This window comes from Pseudoduganella chitinolytica (assembly GCF_029028125.1).
GTDB lineage: Bacteria > Pseudomonadota > Gammaproteobacteria > Burkholderiales > Burkholderiaceae_D > Rugamonas > Rugamonas chitinolytica.
The window spans coordinates 1,631,834-1,648,395 of the sequence record NZ_CP119083.1; the positions used below are offsets into that span (position 1 = coordinate 1,631,834).

General features: G+C 69.2%; 15 protein-coding genes. 6 read left to right on the plus strand and 9 right to left on the minus strand.

Annotated features, from left to right (window positions below; translation table 11 throughout):
• The first annotated feature begins 199 nt into the window (after positions 1-199).
• The gene (locus PX653_RS07070; protein WP_277417194.1) at positions 200-628 is read left to right on the plus strand and encodes a VOC family protein; all 429 of its coding nucleotides are present in this window, start codon (positions 200-202) and stop codon (positions 626-628) included.
• On the opposite strand, the gene PX653_RS07075 is transcribed toward PX653_RS07070, so the two are convergent.
• The 6 genes from PX653_RS07075 to PX653_RS07100 all read right to left on the minus strand — a co-directional run bounded on the left by PX653_RS07075 (position 618) and on the right by PX653_RS07100 (position 9,478).
• On the minus strand, positions 618-3,746 hold the full coding sequence (locus PX653_RS07075) for an efflux RND transporter permease subunit (RefSeq protein ID WP_277417195.1): 3,129 nt from the start codon (positions 3,744-3,746) through the stop codon (positions 618-620). The genes PX653_RS07070 and PX653_RS07075 overlap by 11 nt on opposite strands.
• A 7-nt stretch (positions 3,747-3,753) precedes the next feature.
• Positions 3,754-4,959: an efflux RND transporter periplasmic adaptor subunit gene (locus tag PX653_RS07080; protein ID WP_277417196.1), complete on the minus strand. Its 1,206-nt coding sequence runs from the start codon at positions 4,957-4,959 to the stop codon at positions 3,754-3,756.
• Positions 4,956-6,200 carry a TolC family protein gene (locus PX653_RS07085; protein ID WP_277417197.1) on the minus strand — a complete coding sequence of 415 codons (1,245 nt, stop codon included), beginning with the start codon at positions 6,198-6,200 and terminating at the stop codon, positions 4,956-4,958. Before PX653_RS07085 ends, PX653_RS07080 begins: the two co-directional genes overlap by 4 nt.
• 86 nt (positions 6,201-6,286) lie before the next feature.
• A complete protein-coding gene (locus tag PX653_RS07090) occupies positions 6,287-6,619 on the minus strand; it encodes a hypothetical protein (protein ID WP_277417198.1) in 333 nt (110 codons plus the stop codon).
• Between the two features lie 137 nt (positions 6,620-6,756).
• Positions 6,757-7,077 (minus strand): hypothetical protein, encoded by a 321-nt coding sequence (locus PX653_RS07095; RefSeq protein WP_277417199.1) that lies wholly within the window; start codon positions 7,075-7,077, stop codon positions 6,757-6,759.
• A 337-nt stretch (positions 7,078-7,414) separates the two neighbouring features.
• A complete protein-coding gene (locus PX653_RS07100; protein WP_277417200.1) occupies positions 7,415-9,478 on the minus strand; it encodes a TonB-dependent receptor in 2,064 nt (687 codons plus the stop codon).
• Between the two features lie 80 nt (positions 9,479-9,558).
• Here PX653_RS07100 and PX653_RS07105 point away from each other — a divergent pair, with 80 nt between their 5' ends.
• Entirely contained in the window at positions 9,559-10,683 is a 1,125-nt protein-coding gene (locus PX653_RS07105) for a PepSY-associated TM helix domain-containing protein (protein WP_277417201.1), read from the plus strand.
• 31 nt (positions 10,684-10,714) lie between these two features.
• Here PX653_RS07105 and PX653_RS07110 read toward each other — a convergent pair whose 3' ends face one another.
• Entirely contained in the window at positions 10,715-10,864 is a 150-nt protein-coding gene (locus tag PX653_RS07110; protein WP_277417202.1) for a hypothetical protein, read from the minus strand.
• 40 nt (positions 10,865-10,904) lie between these two features.
• Here PX653_RS07110 and PX653_RS07115 point away from each other — a divergent pair, with 40 nt between their 5' ends.
• Both PX653_RS07115 and PX653_RS07120 read left to right on the plus strand, forming a co-directional pair.
• Positions 10,905-11,501, plus strand: coding sequence for a LysE/ArgO family amino acid transporter (locus tag PX653_RS07115; protein WP_277417203.1), 597 nt, complete (start codon positions 10,905-10,907; stop codon positions 11,499-11,501).
• 297 nt (positions 11,502-11,798) lie between these two features.
• Complete coding sequence (locus PX653_RS07120) at positions 11,799-12,983, plus strand: tyrosine-type recombinase/integrase (RefSeq protein ID WP_277417204.1); 1,185 nt, start codon at positions 11,799-11,801, stop codon at positions 12,981-12,983.
• A 21-nt stretch (positions 12,984-13,004) separates the two neighbouring features.
• Here PX653_RS07120 and PX653_RS07125 read toward each other — a convergent pair whose 3' ends face one another.
• The gene (locus PX653_RS07125) at positions 13,005-14,099 is read right to left on the minus strand and encodes a DNA-binding protein (RefSeq protein WP_277417205.1); all 1,095 of its coding nucleotides are present in this window, start codon (positions 14,097-14,099) and stop codon (positions 13,005-13,007) included.
• Between the two features lie 248 nt (positions 14,100-14,347).
• On the opposite strand from PX653_RS07125, the gene PX653_RS07130 reads away from it, so the two are divergent.
• Complete coding sequence (locus PX653_RS07130) at positions 14,348-14,692, plus strand: hypothetical protein (protein WP_277417206.1); 345 nt, start codon at positions 14,348-14,350, stop codon at positions 14,690-14,692.
• Entirely contained in the window at positions 14,689-15,228 is a 540-nt protein-coding gene (locus PX653_RS07135; protein ID WP_277417207.1) for a hypothetical protein, read from the plus strand. Before PX653_RS07130 ends, PX653_RS07135 begins: the two co-directional genes overlap by 4 nt.
• A gap of 31 nt (positions 15,229-15,259) precedes the next feature.
• On the opposite strand, the gene PX653_RS07140 is transcribed toward PX653_RS07135, so the two are convergent.
• Positions 15,260-16,486 (minus strand): PepSY-associated TM helix domain-containing protein, encoded by a 1,227-nt coding sequence (locus PX653_RS07140; protein WP_277417208.1) that lies wholly within the window; start codon positions 16,484-16,486, stop codon positions 15,260-15,262.
• Positions 16,487-16,562 lie beyond the last annotated feature (76 nt).

The window sequence follows — 16,562 nt, forward strand, 5'->3', positions numbered from 1 at the left end:
GATGAGTTATCAAAACAGCAATCATGCGCTCGATCCGACGGCGGTGCAATGGCTCCGCCGCTCAACCGGTTGCGCGATCGCCATGCGCTCGCGCCGCCTTATTTGCCCCGGGCCTGCTTTTGGCCCTACACTGGCGAGGCGCCAGGCACACTCGGCCGTGGCGTCCTTCTGTTATGAAACCGTCAAAAAGGGGGCATTCATGGAAACAGGCGAGATCTATCGGGGTCGGCTGATCGACCACATCCAGCTGGTGGTGCGCGACCTGCCGGCCGCGCAGCGCTTTTATAGCGCGATTTTCGAGACATTGGACATTCCGCTGGGCGGCGAAGGGCCCGGCTTCTTCTGGGCCGACGAGCTGTTCGTCTCCAGCGCCGACAGCCCGGCCGCCCAGGGCGCGCTGACAGGGCGCCACCACCTGGCCTTCCAGGCGCGCGATCCCGAGGCCGTCACGGCGTTCTACCACGCGGCCCTGGCGGCCGGCGGCACCGACAACGGCGGCCCGGGCGAACGGCCTTATCACCCGGGCTATTACGCCGCCTTCGTGCTGGACCCGGACGGCAATAATATCGAAGCCGTCTACCACGGTCCCGCCAAGCGCAGCGCACCTGCGGTCCACATCACGTTCTGACGCCGTCCTCCCGATGGGCCCACGTGTACAGCGCGGGCAGGATGAGCAGCGTCAGGACGGTGGACGACAGGATGCCGCCGATGACGACCGTCGCCAGCGGGCGCTGCACCTCGGCGCCCGTGCTGGTCGCCAGCGCCATCGGCACGAAGCCGAACGACGCCACCAGTGCCGTCATCAGCACGGCCCGCAACCGCGCCTGGGCCCCGGCCCGCATGGCCGCCGCCGGTCCCATGCCCGTCTCGCGCAAGCCCTGCACGAACGACAGCATCACGAGGCCATTCAACACGGCGACGCCGGACAGGGCGATGAACCCGACCGCCGCCGACATCGACAACGGCAGTCCGCGCAGCCACAGCGCCAGCACGCCGCCCGTCATCGCGAATGGAATGCCGGTAAACACCAGCAGGCCGTCCTTCAGGCTGCGGAACATCAGGTACAGCAACGTCAGCACGATGCCCAGCGCCAGCGGCACGACCAGCGCAAGGCGCTGGCTGGCCTGGCGCAGGTTCTCGAACTGGCCGCCCACGGTCAGCCACGTCCCGGCCGGCACCGGCATCCTGGCCAGGCCCGCCTGCAGGTCGGCGACAAAGGAGCCCAGGTCGCGCCCGCGCACGTTGGCGGTGACGACCACGCGGCGCTTGCCGTTCTCGCGGCTGACCTGGCTGGCTTCCGGCACGAAGCGCAAGGTCGCGATTTCCGCCAGCGGAATGCTGGCGGCACGGCCGTCCTGCGGCGGCAGCGCGATCGGTAGTTGGCGCAGCGCTTCGATGTCGCTGCGCTGGCCGTCCGCCAGGCGCACCGTGATGGCGAAGCGGCGGTCGCCCTCGTAGACGACGCCCACGTCGCGGCCGCCGACCAGCGTGCCGAACGCCTCCTGCACGTCCGCCACGTTGAGGCCATAGCGGGCCGCGCGCAACCGGTCCACGTCCAGCGTCAGCGCCGGCAGGCCTTCGGTCTGCTCCACCTTGACTTCGGCGGCGCCCGGCAAGCGCGCCAGCAGGCGTGCCACCTGCTGCGCGGTCGCCTGCATGGCAGTGGGATCGTCGCCGAACACCTTGACAGCCACGTCGCTGCGCACGCCCGAAATGAGTTCGTTGAAGCGCAGCTGGATCGGTTGCGAGAACTCGTAGTTGTTGCCCGGGACGGCGTTCGCGGCGGCGGTGATGGCCGCCACCAGTTCGGCGTGCGTCTTGCGCGGACGTGGCCACTGCGATTCGGGCCGCAGCATGATGTAGCTGTCCGCTGCGTTGGGCGGCATCGGGTCGGTCGCCACTTCGGATGTGCCGATGCGCGCGAACATCCGTTCGATCTCGGGGAACTGCCGCAACAGCGTGCGTTCGAGCTGCTGCTGCATGCGTACCGATTGCTGCAGGCTGGTACCGGGGATGCGTAATGTCAGCACCGCCAGGTCGCCTTCGTTCAGGTTCGGCGCGAACTCCGTTCCCAGGCGCGTGGCGAGCAAGCCTGACAGCAGTACCACCAGAGCGGCGAACGTCAGCGCCACGGAGCGGTTGCGCAGCACCCAGTCGAGCGCCGGATCGTACAGCCGGCGGGCGTGGCCCATCAGGCGGTTCTCGCGTTCGGCGACGGGCCGCGTCACGCACAGCGCCACCGCGGCCGGCACGAACGTCACCGACAGGATCATGGCGGCGACAAGGGCCAGCACCACCGTCACGGCCATCGGATGGAACATGCGGCCCTCGATGCCGGCCAGCGCGAACAGCGGCAGGTAGACCGTCATGATGATCAGCTGGCCGAACAGCAGCGGCCGGCGCGCCTCGGCGGCGGCGATCGCCACTTCGCGCAGCCGCTCCTCGCGCGTCAACGCCCGCCCTGCGGCGGCCTGCGCGTGGGCCAGGCGGCGGATGCAGTTCTCGACGATGACGACGGCGCCATCGACGATGATGCCGAAGTCCAGCGCCCCGAGGCTCATCAGGTTGGCGCTGACACCCGCCTGCACCATGCCCGTGAAGACCATCAGCATCGTCAGCGGGATCACGAGCGCCGTGATCAGGGCCGCGCGCAGGTTGCCGAGGAAGACGAACAGGATGGCGATGACAAGGAGCGCGCCTTCCACCAGGTTGTTGCGCACTGTGGCGATGGCCTTGTTGACGAGATTGGCGCGGTCGTACACGGGCAGGGCGCGCACGCCAGCCGGCAGCGAACGGTTCACTTCTTGCAAGCGGCGCTGGGCCGCTTCGGCGACGGCGCGGCTGTTCTCGCCGATCAGCATGAAGACGGCGCCCAGCACGACCTCGCGGCCGTTCTCCGTGGCCGCGCCGGTGCGCAGCTCGCGGCCCAGCTGCACGTCGGCGACATCGGCGATGCGTACGGGTGCGCCATCGACGACGCGCAGCACGACGTTGCGGATCTCGTCCAGCGAGCGCAATTGGCCGGGCGTGCGCACGACGTACTGCTCGCCGCCGCGCTCGATGTAGCCAGCGCCCGCGTTGCCGTTGTTGCGCTCCAGCGCCGTGACAAGGTCCGTGAGCGCCAGGCCGTGCGCGGCCAGCCGGGCCATGTCCGGCGCCACCTGGTATTCCTTCAGGTAGCCGCCGATGGTGTTCACTTCCGTCACGCCGGCCACGCCGCGCAGCTGCGGCGCCACGATCCAGTCCTGGATCTCGCGCAGGTCGGTCGGCGTGTACGGCGAGCCGTCAGCCTTGCGGGCGCCATCGGTCGCTTCGACGGTCCAGTAGAAGATCTCGCCCAGGCCGGTGGCCAGGGGGCCGAGCGCGGGTTCCAGTCCCGCCGGCAGACGAGAACGCGCCATTTGCAGCCGCTCGTTGACGAGCTGGCGGGCAAAGTGGATGTCGGTGCCGTCGCGGAACACGATCGTCACCTGCGACAGCCCGTACTTCGACAGGGAGCGGGTCTGCTCCAGCCGGGGCAGGCCCGCCATCGCTGTTTCGATGGGGTAGGTGATGCGCTGCTCCACCTCGGCCGGCGAGGTGCCAGGTGCGGCCGTGTTGATCTGCACCTGCACGTTGGTGATGTCGGGCACGGCATCGATGGGCAACTGGCGGAAGCTGGCAACGCCCAGCAGGGCCGTGGCCAGCACCGCCAGCAGCACCAGCCAGCGCCGCGCGATGACAAAGGCAATCAGTCGTTGGTACATGGCGCCCTCAGTGGTCATGCTCGGCCTCGGACTTTCCGAGGTCGGCCTTGAGCAGATAGCTGCCGGCGGCGGCGTAGCGCGCCCCGGCGGCCAGGCCCTTGACGATCTCGCTGCGCTTGCCGTCCGAACGGCCCACCTGCACGGGCGTGGCGCGGAAGCCGGCGGGCGTGCGCACGAACACCACCGTGCGCTCGTGAATCGTCTGGATCGCGTCGCTGGCGACCGTGACCGGGGCTGCGGCCGCCTGGCCCAGCAGGTCGACGCTTGCCAGCATGCCGGGCCGCAGGCGCAGCGCCGGATTGGCCAGCGTCACGCGCGCCGTGGCCATGCGCGTCGCTTCGCCCAGCACGGGGCCGACGTAGGACACGGTCCCCGCGACCTCGCCCGGCAGCGCCGCCGCCGTGACCGTGGCGGGCATTCCCTGGGTCACTTGCCCCAGGTCGCCCGATGCCACGGCCGCCTCGATCCACACGTGCGCGAGGTCGGCGATCGTCAGCAGCGCAATGCGGCCGTCGATCGCCTGGCCGGCGACGGCGGGGCGTTCGATGACGATACCCGCCAGCGGCGCACGCAGCGTGACGGTGGCGAGGCGCGCCCCGCCGCCATCCACGCCCAGCGCGGCCAGCCGCTGCTGCGCGGCCTGCGCGCCAATCCGTGCCTCGCGCAGCGCCGACTGGGCCGCCTCCAGGTCCTGGCGTGCCGAGATCTGTTCGTCCCACAGCTTGCGTTCGCGCTGGTACACGGAGTCGGCCAGCAGCATGCGCTGTCGCGCACTGGCCGCATCGGCGCGCCATTGCGCCACCTCGGCGCTTTGCAGCACCACCAGTGGCTGGCCCTTGCGCACCTGGGCGCCGGGCGAGACCAGCACTGTCTGCACGATCCCGGGCGCGGGCGCGGCAACCGCGACGGTGCGGTCGGCATCGGCCTTGACCTGCGCCGGCAGGTGCAGCCGCTCCTGGATCGCGGCCGGACGCGCGGCATCGATGCCGATGCCGTTGGCGCGCACCTGTGCTTCGGTCATCGCGATGGTGCCATCCTCGTCATCCTCGGCGGCGGGCGCCTCGGCGTGACGGTCGTCGTGGCCATGCGAGTCGGCATGGCCGGCATGGCCTTCCTGCGGCGCCTCCGCCGGGCTGCGCCACCACAAGGCCAGTGCAAGGGCGGCGGCGATCGCGCACAACAGCGCGATCCATTTCTTCTGTGTTGCGGTCATGGCTGCTCTCCGTCGTCGCCGTTGAGTTGTTCGAGTTCGGCGCGGGCGCGCCACGCATCGTGCAGCGCCTGCAATTGGCGCGTGCGTGCCTGCAGCAGCGTGCGCTGCGCGTCCAGCACGTCGAGGAAGGCGAACTTGCCGTACTCGAAGCCCTTCAACGTCGACTCGTAGACATGTTGCGCATCCGGCACGACGGTCTGCGCCAGCAGCGCAGCCTCGTCGCGCGCCTGCGTGTACTGCAGCGTGGCGACGGCCAGCGCCGAGCGTGCCTCCAGCCGCGCCGCCTCCAATTGGGCCTGTGCCTGGGCGGCGCGCTCACGCGCCGCGACCACGTTGCCGGCATTGCGGTTGAACAACGGCAGGGGAATCGCCACGCCGACGACGGCCTGGCGCCGTGCCACCTGGTCGTCGCGCTGGCTGCCCACTGTCAAGGTCAGGTCGGGAACGCGGGCCGCGCGTTCGACGTCCACGCGGGCTTGCTGCAAGGCCAGCTCACGGCCGGCACGCCGCACGGCCGGCGCGCGTTCGGCACGGTCTGGCGCCGCGGGGAGGGCGGTCGGCACCGGTAACTGCGGGGCCTGCAAGGTGCGATCCGCCACGGTGAGACCGGTCAATGCCTCGAGCCGTTGGCGGGCGATCGCCAGCGCCGTGGCCGCGCGATCGCGCTCGATGCGGGCGTCGGCCGGCACGAGGCGGGCGCGCGCCGCATCGACGGGCGACGCCTTGCCGGCCGCCACGCGACGCGACACGACATCGGCACTGCGCTCGGCCAGCTTGGCGGCCTGCTCGGCCAATGCCGCGCGTTCGCTTGCCGCCAGCACGTCGAAGTAGGCGGCAATGACGTCGGCGCGCAATGCCTGCCGGCGCGCTTGCCGTTCGCCGACGGCGACGTCCAGGCCCGCCTGGGCCAACGCGACCCGGGCGCGGCGCTTGCCACCCAGTTCGATGGGCTGGTTCAGTTGGATGGTGGTGGTACGGGTACCGGCGTCGCGGCCTTCGCGCAGGTACGACAGCTCCGGGTTGGGCAACTGGCGGGCCTGCTCGATGGCGGCGCTGCTGGCGGCCACGTCATGCGCGGCGGCGCGCAGCGCCGGATGGCTGCCGATGGCCAGCTCGATGGCGGCCGGCAGTGTCAAGGGCGGCTCGGCGGCAGGCGCGGCCTGCGCGGCGGCAAAGCCGCAACGCAGTGCCAACGCCGACGCCGCGGCCAGGACGACGAAGCGTCCGGACGGAATGGTCATGCTGACTCCTGAGGTCGAATAAACGGATGACGGATCAGGCGTGCGCGGGCACTGTGCGGCTCAGCCGCGGTACTCGGTTGTGAGGATCAGTGGGCACGCCGGGCGGCGGCGGTCCACTGGGGCCGGTCGGGTCGGCCAGCGAGGTGTGAAGCGGGGGACGGCACCATCCCCGGGGTCGAAGCCAGGCGATCGGGTGCCGGAGGAAGGAGGGCGCAGCCGTGGGGAATGCAGCTGCTGTGGCCGAACACGCAGGCCGGGCAATGCGGATCGCCGCCGGCGCCAGCGCCGTCGTCGACACTCAGCATGGGCTGGGTCGCGGCCGACCCTTCATCGTCCGCATGGTGCGTGATGCCGGCCGGCGTCGCCAGGCAGCAGCCGTCCGCCATCGCCAGGGTTACCTGGAAGGGGTAGATCAGCATCAGCAGGATGAGGAGCCAGCGGCGCATGGTGGGTTCGGTCGGTTGTGCGGGCGGACGGATTGGCCGCTTGCGGCGCCATGATACCCGGCATGGGCCGTTCGTGCCACTGATGAACGCTACGCCGCACACGGCGCCGCCTAAGGCATGACGTTAGCGCCGGCAAAAAATTGCACCACCGAGAAGAACAACATGGGTGGCAACAGCGTGGCCGCCGCGCAGCCGCCCCAGAACAGCCGGGAATAGAAATCCATCCGTGGCCAGACACGTGTCATTGCAAAGCCCGGCATGGCGAGGCACGCCGGGCCGATGACGCATGCCAGCACCAACGCCGCGCCGCTGGCCCATAACGCGGGCCATGTTGCCAGGAACAGGAGCCAGGAAATCATTGGGACCGGATAGAGCATCGAGGCCCAGAGCATCCTGGTGACGAACTTTTTCGGTGTTGGCGAACTGGACATCCAAAGATATTACTTGAGCGGAGGTGCGCCGAAACTCTCGAATCGTCACAGTTGGCGATTCTGGCGGCCATGGAGCGTCGATCTGCGCCTCGTCTGTGTATTCGCATAATCTATATTATGTCAAATACGCTTTCTAGCCGCCAATCCGTCCCCCCCTCAGTCGCAGTTACCGCCAGATTTCCCAAGCCAGCCCCTTCAATCCATCGGCGGCACACTAGCGCCGACATGCGCAGCAAGTCCCGCCCAACTGCCGGGACCATGCAATTCATCCGACAAACCGCCGACCGCCAAGCTCACCTGGACCTGGAGGTCGGCCAACCCACGGCCCGACGCCCGCTTACAGGTCGAAATGCAGCGCAACGCCGGCGCGGCGCGGCGCGCCGGCCGTGATTGCCGGGCCGGTGGTCCGGCTGACGACATAGTCGCGGTCCGCGGCGTTGCGCACGTAAGCGCTCCAGCGCCAGTTGCCGACGCTGTACTGGGCGTTCAGGTTGACCAGCGTGGCCGAATCGCCGCGCAGCACGTCCGTTACCTGGCGGTAGCGCGGCGACGTCGCGTCGTCCTCGGTCAGGTACTGCGAAGGCGAATCGGACTGGTAGGTCACTTCGGCGTTGACCGTCAGCGCCGGGATGACGCGCCAGCGGGCGCCCAGGCTCAGTTGGCGGCGCGGTGCCCTTTCGAACGACTGGCCCGTCAGATCCTGCGTGGCGGTGGCGAAACTGCGGTAGCGGGTGCGGTTGAGCGAGCCGCTGGCGTACAGGCGCACAGCCGGCGTCGCGATCCACGTCGCCGAGACTTCGGTCCCGTACAGGCGCGCGCGGCCTGCGTTGGCCACCTGCGCGCTGTTGTCGTTGCCGGGAATGGTCAGGAAGCTGACCTGCTGGTCGTCCCAGTCGGTCCAGTAGGCGTTGGCGTGCAGCTGCAGCCGGCGCTCGAACAACCTGCCGCGGTAGCTGACTTCATAGTTCGTGCTGTACTCGGGATCGAACGGCACGGCCGTCTGCGCGGCGATATTGAAGGCCGAGCCGCCGCCGCGATAGCCGCGCTGTACCTGCGCTCCCAGCAGCTGGTCGGCGGCCAGCTCGTAGCTGACGCCCAGCTTGGGCAGCCACGCCGCGTAGCGACCCGGCGTGACGGTTTCCGGATCCGTGTCGAAGCGCGATGCAACCCGGCTGTGCTCTCGGTCGTAGCGCAGGCCCGCGATCAGTTCCCAGCGCGGCTGGAACGTCCAGTTGACTTCGCCGAACGCCGCGCGGTTGCGCACCCGGGTATCGCCGCCCAGCGTCAGGGCCTGTTCGCCATCGAACAACAGGCGGTCGTCGCGGGCTTCGTGGCTGTTGCCGGCATAGACGCCGACATGGCCGAACAGGCCTGGCGCGCGATACGCCAGGCGCAGTTCCTGGGACGCCAGCCGGTGACGGTGATCGCGCAGCACTTCGTCGACCGGCGCAACGTCGGCCTGGTCGAAATCGAGCACGGAATCGTATTGCGTGCGCGTGACGGCCGTGGTGCTGTGCAGGGTCCAGCCCGGGCGCATGCGGTACTCGAGGTTGGCCACTGCCGAGTTCTGGCGCATATTGTCCCACGCGTCGGCATTGGTGCGGATCCGGTAGAACAGCGGCCTTCCTTCCTGCTGGCCGATCACCGGATTGCCGCGCCGGTGATCGGTATGGGCAAAGGTCAGCAACGCATCCAGGTCGCGGCCCGGTTGCCACAGCAGCTTGGCGCGGGCGGTCAGGCTGTCGTGGGGATTGGCCGGCTTGCCCAGCGTGTCGTTGTGGATATAGCCGTCGTCGCGTGCGCGCTCGACGGCGATCCGCCCGGCCAGCGTCCCCGGCACCAGTGCCCCGCCGGCGGCGAATGCCGCCGCCCGTTCGTCGAAGCGGCCGGCCCGCAGTTGGGCGCGGAACGACGGTTCGTAAGTGGGATTCCGGCTCTGCAGCACGATCGCGCCCGCCATTGCGTTGCGGCCCTGGACCGTCGACTGCGGGCCGCGCAGGATCTCGACCTGTTCCATGTCCCAGGTCGACAACGTTCCCAGCGTGACGTTCTGGCGCGGCTGTACGGCACCGTCCACATAGACCGAAATCAGGTCGTTGGCGCCTTGCTCGCCCAGTCCGGCCACCGGCACGCCGCGAATGCTGAAGGTCTGGTTGTCCGGTGCGGTGCTGATGCCGGGGGTGCGCGCCATCATGTCGGTCAGCGAATTGTCGCCATGCTCCTCGAGGTCGCGCGCGGTGGCGACGCTGGCCGCCGTCAGGGTACGCTCGAGCAGCCTTCCCATCTTTTCGCCGCTGACGACGACGACGGGCAACCCGTCCTCCGCGACGGATTGGGCATGGGCGGGGCTGGTCAATACCAGGCAGGCCGCGGCGATGGCGGTCAAGGAAGGGCTTCGCATTGGTTCTTTCGAATTGTCAAAATGTCAGTTAAGATCCTGATTGTAATGATAATCATTCTCGACTTCAATCCTGCAATGCGATGAAAAATCAACTTCTGCGCCGGTGGCGCCTGGTTCATACCTGGTCCAGCCTGGTCTGCACGGTCTTCATGCTGCTGCTGTGTGCCACCGGCCTGCCGCTGATCTTTCATGACGAGATCGGCCGGCTGACGGGTACGGAAGTCAGCGCCCCAACCTTGCCGCCCGGCACACCCGCGGCGGACCTGGACCGCGTGCGTGCCAGCGCGACGCGGGCCCATCCCGGCACGGTGCCGCAATTCATGTACCAAGAAAGCGACGACGACACCCAGTGGCTTTTCACCCTCAACCGCAGCGTGCAGGCACGCACGGAACCGGCCAGTGCCATCGTCGATGCCCGCACCGCGCAGCTGCTGGGGCAGCCCCGGTATGACGAGGGCTTCATGTTCCTCATGTTCAGGCTGCACGTGGACCTGTTTGCCGGCTTGCCCGGACGCCTGTTCCTGGGTGCCATGGGCCTCCTGATGGTCATTGCCGTGATTTCAGGCGCCGTGCTGTACGCGCCGTTCGCGCGCAAGACGGCGCTCGGCGCGGTGCGCGGCAAGCCCGGCGACCTGACCCGCTGGCTCGACTTGCACAATGTGCTGGGCATCGTCACCCTGGTGTGGACGTTCGTCGTTGCCGCGACCGGCGTCGTCAATGCGTTGTCGGAGCTGGTACTGGATCACTGGAAGAACGAACAGCTCGCCACGCTGATCGCGCCCTATATGGGACAGCCTGCGGCCCCGTCGTCCGGTTCGCTGCAGGCGGCTGTCGCGGCGGCGCGCGCCAGTGCGCCGGGCATGCGGCCCGCCATCGTGGCGTTCCCCGGCACCGAGTTCGCCACGCCTTATCACTACGCGATCTTCCTGCGGGGCGACACACCGCTGACCGCGCGCCTCCTCAAGCCCGTGCTGGTCGATGCCCGTACCGCCCAGGTCGCGGCCAGCGCCGAAGCGCCGTGGTACCTGAACGCGCTCCTGCTCGCCCAGCCCCTGCATTTCGGCGACTATGCCGGCATGCCGATGAAGATCGTGTGGGCGGCGATGGACGTGCTGTGCATCGCGATCCTGTGGAGCGGCCTGGTGCTGTGGTGGCGCCGGCGGCGTCCCACCGAGGTCTTCGCCTTGCGATCCCAGTATCTTTGACAGTTTCCAAGCCGCGCCTGACGTGCGACCTTCAGCCGCCGCTCCGATCCGTGCTGGCTTCCATGCCGCCAGCCGGTGCCGGGGCAGCGAGCAGGATCGGCTCGCCACACGCCGGATAGTGCGGCGCCATATCGACGCAGCCGCCGCGCGTGCGCGGCGCATTCCAGTGCAGGAAAACCATGTTATCGACTAGCGGCTATTTGCAGGGCTTGACGTTGGGCATGGGCCTGATCGTCGCGATCGGCCCCAAGGACGCGTACGTGATCCGCCAAAGCCTGCTGGGCCGGCATCTGCTCGTCATGATGGGGATCTGCGTGGGCGCCGACGTCGCGTTGATCGCGCTTGGCACACTGGGACTCGGGACCATCGTTGCACGCTACGACTGGGTCATGCAGGCGGCGGCGATCGGCGGTGCGCTGTTCCTGTGCTGGCACGGCCTGGTCGCACTGCGCTCGGCCATGGGCGAGACGGCCGTCCCGGACCTGTCGAACGGCGCCGATATCAGCCTGCGCCAGGTCGTCAGCGCGACCTGCGTGATGTCGTTTCTCAATCCCCTGGCATTGCTCGACAGCGGCCTGCTGATCGGCGTGATCAGCGGGACAAAGCCCGACAGCGAAAGGCTGGGCTTCGCGGCCGGCGCGGTCAGCGCCTCCGTGCTCTGGTTCGCGCTGCTGATCGGCGGCGCGCGCGTCGTGGCGCCACTGTTCCGCATGCCGATCATGTGGAAGGTGCTCGACTTCGCCATCGCGGCAATCATGTTCACCATGGCTTTCGTGACGGCCAGCAGCGTCCTGGACCGGGGCATTCCAAACGGTTGAGTATATCGGTGGACTTTTTTTGCGCCCTCTTCCGCTCGGATTCGCGGCAGGGGCTGGGCACAACCCAGCAGTCCGTCAAATAGGTAATACAACATAAAACGTAGTACTGCTTGATACATCAGCACACTATGTGACATTACTTGTATAATGTCGTGTATGACGGATGGGTTCCTCCGCCATGGCTCGACGCCCTCCCCGGCTGCTCTCACCGCGCACGGCGGTCGCGGGCGAAAGCTCGCCAGCCTTCTCAACCATTGCCACCAGCAACATTCTTTCCCCAACAGCCCTGCCACCGCCATGACCGACAACCGCCAAGCCATTGTCCCCGCCGCCATCGAGGCGCTGCACCTGCCTGCCCACCTCGATGGCCGCGCCGGCAGCAACCGTGGCGGCAGCGAGCGGGCCCAGATCGGGGCCGACAACGACATCGATGCCATCAAGGCCTGGCTGGCCCGTTTCATCGACACCCGCACCACGTTCGACAGCTACCGCAAGGAAGCGGAACGCCTGCTGCTGTGGGCCACCGTGGAACTGGGCAAGCCGCTCTCCTCCCTCGTCCACGAGGACTGGCTGCGCTACCGCCACTTCCTGCAGGACCCGCAGCCAGCCGCACGCTGGATCTCTACCGCCGGGCGCAAATTCCCCCGCTCGCACCCCGAATGGCGCCCCTTCGCCGGTCCCCTGTCGCCCAGCAGCCAGCGCCAGGCGGCGATCATCCTGAACGCCCTCTTTTCCTGGCTGGTGCAGGCGGGCTACCTGGCCGGCAATCCACTGGCGCTGTCGCGCGAACGCAAGCGGCGCGCCCCGCCCCGCATCACGCGCTACCTGGACGACGAAGTGTGGGCCGAAGTGAAGGCCACCATCGAGGCGCTGCCCCGCGAGACGGCGCGCGAGCAGGAGCAGTACCTGCGGCTGCGCTGGCTGTTTACGTTGTTGTACCTGTGCGGGCTGCGCGTGTCCGAAGTGATCGGCACGACGATGGGGGCGTTTTTCGCGCGGCGCGACAAGCTGGGCGTGCAGCGCTGGTGGCTGGAAGTCGTCGGCAAGGGCGGCAAGCCGCGCATGGTCCCCGCCACCGCCGAGCTGATGACGGAACTGGCGCGCTACCGGCGCGCGCTGGGCCTGACGCCGTTCCCGCTGCCGCACGAGACGGCGCCGCTGCTGCTGCCCCTCGGCGGCAAGGCGCGCCAGATGACGCGGGGCGGCGTCCACGAGATCGTCAAGCAGGTGTTCGAAAAGACGGCCGAACGCTTCCGCGCCAAGGGCGACGACTACGCCACCGAGGCGGCGCGCGTGCTGATGGCATCGGCCCACTGGCTGCGCCACACGGCGGGATCGCACATGGTCAACGGCGACGTCGACCTGCGCCACGTGCGCGACACGCTGGGACACGTGTCGATCGGCACGACCAACACATACCTGCACTCGCCGGACGACAGCCGCCACAGCGAAACGGAAGCGCGCCATCGCATCGCCTGGTGACGGCGCCGTGCCGCCGGCAATCTAGTCGGTAGCGGTCCCGCCCCGCCGGCGGGCAGGCTTGCGCGGTGCCGGTTGCACCGCAGGCACCGGCGGCGTGCGGGCTGCGGCCAGCCTGGCCTCGAACAGCTCGGCGGCGTGACGCAGCTCCGCTTCCAGCCGCAGTGCCTGCGCCTCCGCGCCTGCCACGCGGGCATTGGCCCCGGCCAGGTCGCCGCGCAGGCGCTCCAGTTGCTGACGGGCGTCGTCCCGCGCCGCGGCCGCGGCAGCGGCCGTGCCTTCCAGCGCACCGACCTGCTGGCGCAAATCGGCCAGCAGCGACAAGGCGTCGCGCAGCTCCGCCCGATGCCGCTCGGCGCTGGTCGCGGCTGCATTTCGCTCGGCATCGAGCACCTGCTGCAGGCGCGCGCCGGCCGTCCGTTCCCGCTCGGCCAACGCTTCGGCCTGGCGCCGTGCCGTGTCGGCTGCCGCGACGTCGAGCCGGGCCCGGTCGCGCAGCTTGTCCAGCTCGACCTCGTGGTCGCGCTGCACACTGTTCAGCCAGGCGTGCTGGGCGTTGAGCTCCTTGCGCGCCTCGTCCAGCTTGGCGGCCTGGTTCGCGTGCAATGCGCCCAGTTCGGCCAGCTCGCGGCGCAGCTCGGCCGTCGCGCGGGTCTCCTGCGCCAGCCGTTCACGCGTCGCGGCCAGCGTTTCGGCCACCGTATCGCGCTCCTGGCGCGCGGCCTGTGCCTGTGCGATGGCTTCCTCCGCCTGCTGGCCGGCTTCGTCGCGCATGGCCGCCAGCGACTCGGCGGCCGCGGCCTGTGCCGCCTTCCACAGGGATGCCACCAGCTCGCCGGCCGTGGTCTTCAGCTCGTCCGGCAGGTCGGGATGGCCGATGACGACGCGGCTCTTCTCGCGCAGTTGTGCCCAGAACTTGTTCAGCGCTTCCGCCGGCGCCGACATGCTGCCCTTGCGCACCAGCTGGTACAGCCGGTTGGCCGTTGGCGTGATGCCATAGCGGAAGAACATCAAGGCGCAGACTTCACGGTACAGCTCCTGCGTAGTGGCGCAGCGGGGGCGCAAGGCCTCGATATCGGCTTGCAGGCGCGTTTCGTCGGTGGCAAATGGGGCTTCCATCGGGACTCCTGTTCAGGTGACCGATGTTACAACGTAAAGCGTTGTATTTCCAACTCCGGACGGGCGGCGTTACAAATTGCTGACAGAAATGCCCAACTTGCACACAACCCTGACGCGCCAGGGGGCGTAGCATGGCTGCTGACCGACCCGCGCGCGCACATGCCGCCATGGCCGGGCTGCCGCGACAACAAGGTCCGCGGCCGGTTATCGCGTCGCGCGGCTCGCCCCGCCGACGCCAGGGAGGCACCATGAAAGCTTGCCCCGATCACGAAGCACCAGCCGGGCTGCCGCCAGGTGTCCTGGCGGCGCCGTGGCGCTGGCCCAGGTCGTCGCGCCCCGGCGGCCTGGTGCGCGCGTCGCGCACCGCCGCAATCTGCCGCCTGTGGCGCCACTTGTTCCCTGTCCGGGCCGCGCACAGCGCCCTGGCCGACCTGCTTGCCGATATCGCGCCCTACGTCTTGCGGCGCGCCGGCCGGGGCACGCGTCACCGGCGCATGCCGCCCGCCGCCAGCCGCCAGTCGGGGTGGCACGGCAGCCACAATGCCCCATGCGGCGGCGTGCCGGTGGCGGCCCGAGCCGGGAGCGGACGATGACGCCGCTGGGCGCGCTGGCGCTGCTGGCGGTCCTGCTGGGGCCGGGTGGCGTCAACGGACTGCTGCGACGGACGGCCGCGCGGCATGGGCTGTGGCGCACGTTGCCGCTGGTGGGCGCTGCCTGGCTGGCCTACTGCCTGGCGATTGGCACGTGGTGCACGGCATTGGGCGTGCTGTTGCTGGCCGCGCCGTCGGCGCGCCCGTTGGTGCAGATGGTCGCCGCCGGCTACGTGCTGTGGCACCTGCTGGCCCGGCACCGCGCCGCGCCGCTGCCGGGCGCATGGTCGCTGTTCCCCGTGGCGCTGGTCGACCCGGTGCCGCTCTGGTGCGCCGCGCTGGTATTTCCAGCCTTGGGCGCGCCTGTGCCCGCGGTCCTGCACGCGTACGCCGGATTCACGGTCATCATGGTGGTGGCGGGCATTGTCTGGGTGGCCGCGGGCGCGGGCATGCGGGCGCGTCACGTTGCGCTGCGCCGGCCGGTGCGCCGCGCCACAGCTGCGCTGCTGATGGCAACCGGCGTCGCCCGGCTGCGCTGAGGTAGGTGATGAACGGCGGATCGGCGGCGGATCAGCGGCCCAGGCTGCCCGCGGTGCGCAGCCCGGTCTCGGCTGGACGCAACGGCTGCGCCTTGCGCACGGGCTTCCTGCGTCGCCCCAGCCACAGCACGAGGCCCGTCACCATGAACGCCAGCGGCGTGAAACCGGAGACGGTGATGACGATACGGCCCGCCAGGCCGAACGCCTCGCCCGTGTGCAGCGGGAACTGCCAGTTCAGGAAGGTGTCGCCGGCCGGGGCCGTGAGCGGGTCGCGGATGCGCAGCAGGTGTCCCGTGTAGGCGTCCACCGTAATGCGGGTACTGCCGTCGCCCTTGCGTACTTCGCCGGGCTGGCGCATGCGGATCTCATATGGCGTCTTCTTGTCCGCGGGCAGCGTGATGCGGCCGATGCGGCCGGCTGGATTGAACGCCTGCGCCGCTGCAATGGCGTCCGCCGGGCCGATCGGCGTGCCGCGCGCGCCGCGGGCCGGCGCGTTGTGCAGCTTGTCCGTCGGCGTCAGCGTGGCCACGCTGGCCACGGCCGGCCTGACCCATTCCGGCAGGTTGAAATACATGCCGGAAAAGCCCAGCATCAGCAGCACGGGCGCCGCGACCATGCCGGCGCTGCGATGGAAGCTGTACTGGAACTTCATGCTTTTCCAGTGGCCGTGGATGCGGAACGACTTGATCAGCGCGCTCAGCGTCGCCTTCGGCCACCACAGTGCGATGCCGATGGCGCCGATCAGGAACAGCGCCAGGCCGGCCAGGCCCATGACGACCTTGCCCACTTCGCCCGCGAACACGTAGCGGTGCAGGTGGAACAGCGTCGACGTGAACAGCGGTCGCGACAGGCCGAACTCGCCCCAGTTGCGCTCGCCCAACACCACCAGCGTGACGGGATCGACCATCACCTGGCGCAGCAGTGGCAGCGCCAGCATGGAGCGTTCGGCCTTGGGGGCGCGATAGGTCGCCACCACCACGCCGTCCGGCGCGCGCGGCAAGGTCAGGCCGTTGGGGCGACCGTAGCGGGAATCGGCACTGAGCCGGGCAACGACGCGTTCGGCCGTGATGCCGGGCGGCGCGACGGGGCCGGCGCGCCCCTCCACCAGGAACAGCGACGGGTTGAGCGCCTCGTCCAGCTCTTCGATCCAGACCAGGCCCACACCCGTGAGGCCGGCCAGCACCAGCAGCACGCCGAAGGCGAGCGACAGATACAGGTGGATGCTGCGCAGCAGCTTGCGCGTAAAACCGGTGACCATGCGGCGGTGACCCTGTCGAGGAAATAAGCGGAGATTCTACATCATTGCAAACGCAAATGATAATAGTTATCATTCG

What these genes read in the sequence shown, in the direction of transcription:
- PX653_RS07075 (WP_277417195.1), bottom strand. Translation starts at nt 3,746, where the DNA reads ATGTACCAACGACTGATTGCCTTTGTCATCGCGCGGCGCTGGCTGGTG.
- PX653_RS07105 (WP_277417201.1), top strand. Translation starts at nt 9,559, where the DNA reads ATGAAAAATCAACTTCTGCGCCGGTGGCGCCTGGTTCATACCTGGTCC.
- PX653_RS07115 (WP_277417203.1), top strand. Translation starts at nt 10,905, where the DNA reads ATGGGCCTGATCGTCGCGATCGGCCCCAAGGACGCGTACGTGATCCGC.
- PX653_RS07070 (WP_277417194.1), top strand. Translation starts at nt 200, where the DNA reads ATGGAAACAGGCGAGATCTATCGGGGTCGGCTGATCGACCACATCCAG.
- PX653_RS07140 (WP_277417208.1), bottom strand. Translation starts at nt 16,486, where the DNA reads ATGGTCACCGGTTTTACGCGCAAGCTGCTGCGCAGCATCCACCTGTAT.
- PX653_RS07090 (WP_277417198.1), bottom strand. Translation starts at nt 6,619, where the DNA reads ATGCTGATCTACCCCTTCCAGGTAACCCTGGCGATGGCGGACGGCTGC.
- PX653_RS07130 (WP_277417206.1), top strand. Translation starts at nt 14,348, where the DNA reads ATGAAAGCTTGCCCCGATCACGAAGCACCAGCCGGGCTGCCGCCAGGT.
- PX653_RS07080 (WP_277417196.1), bottom strand. Translation starts at nt 4,959, where the DNA reads ATGACCGCAACACAGAAGAAATGGATCGCGCTGTTGTGCGCGATCGCC.
- PX653_RS07100 (WP_277417200.1), bottom strand. Translation starts at nt 9,478, where the DNA reads ATGCGAAGCCCTTCCTTGACCGCCATCGCCGCGGCCTGCCTGGTATTG.
- PX653_RS07095 (WP_277417199.1), bottom strand. Translation starts at nt 7,077, where the DNA reads ATGTCCAGTTCGCCAACACCGAAAAAGTTCGTCACCAGGATGCTCTGG.
- PX653_RS07085 (WP_277417197.1), bottom strand. Translation starts at nt 6,200, where the DNA reads ATGACCATTCCGTCCGGACGCTTCGTCGTCCTGGCCGCGGCGTCGGCG.
- PX653_RS07125 (WP_277417205.1), bottom strand. Translation starts at nt 14,099, where the DNA reads ATGGAAGCCCCATTTGCCACCGACGAAACGCGCCTGCAAGCCGATATC.
- PX653_RS07135 (WP_277417207.1), top strand. Translation starts at nt 14,689, where the DNA reads ATGACGCCGCTGGGCGCGCTGGCGCTGCTGGCGGTCCTGCTGGGGCCG.
- PX653_RS07120 (WP_277417204.1), top strand. Translation starts at nt 11,799, where the DNA reads ATGACCGACAACCGCCAAGCCATTGTCCCCGCCGCCATCGAGGCGCTG.
- PX653_RS07110 (WP_277417202.1), bottom strand. Translation starts at nt 10,864, where the DNA reads ATGGTTTTCCTGCACTGGAATGCGCCGCGCACGCGCGGCGGCTGCGTC.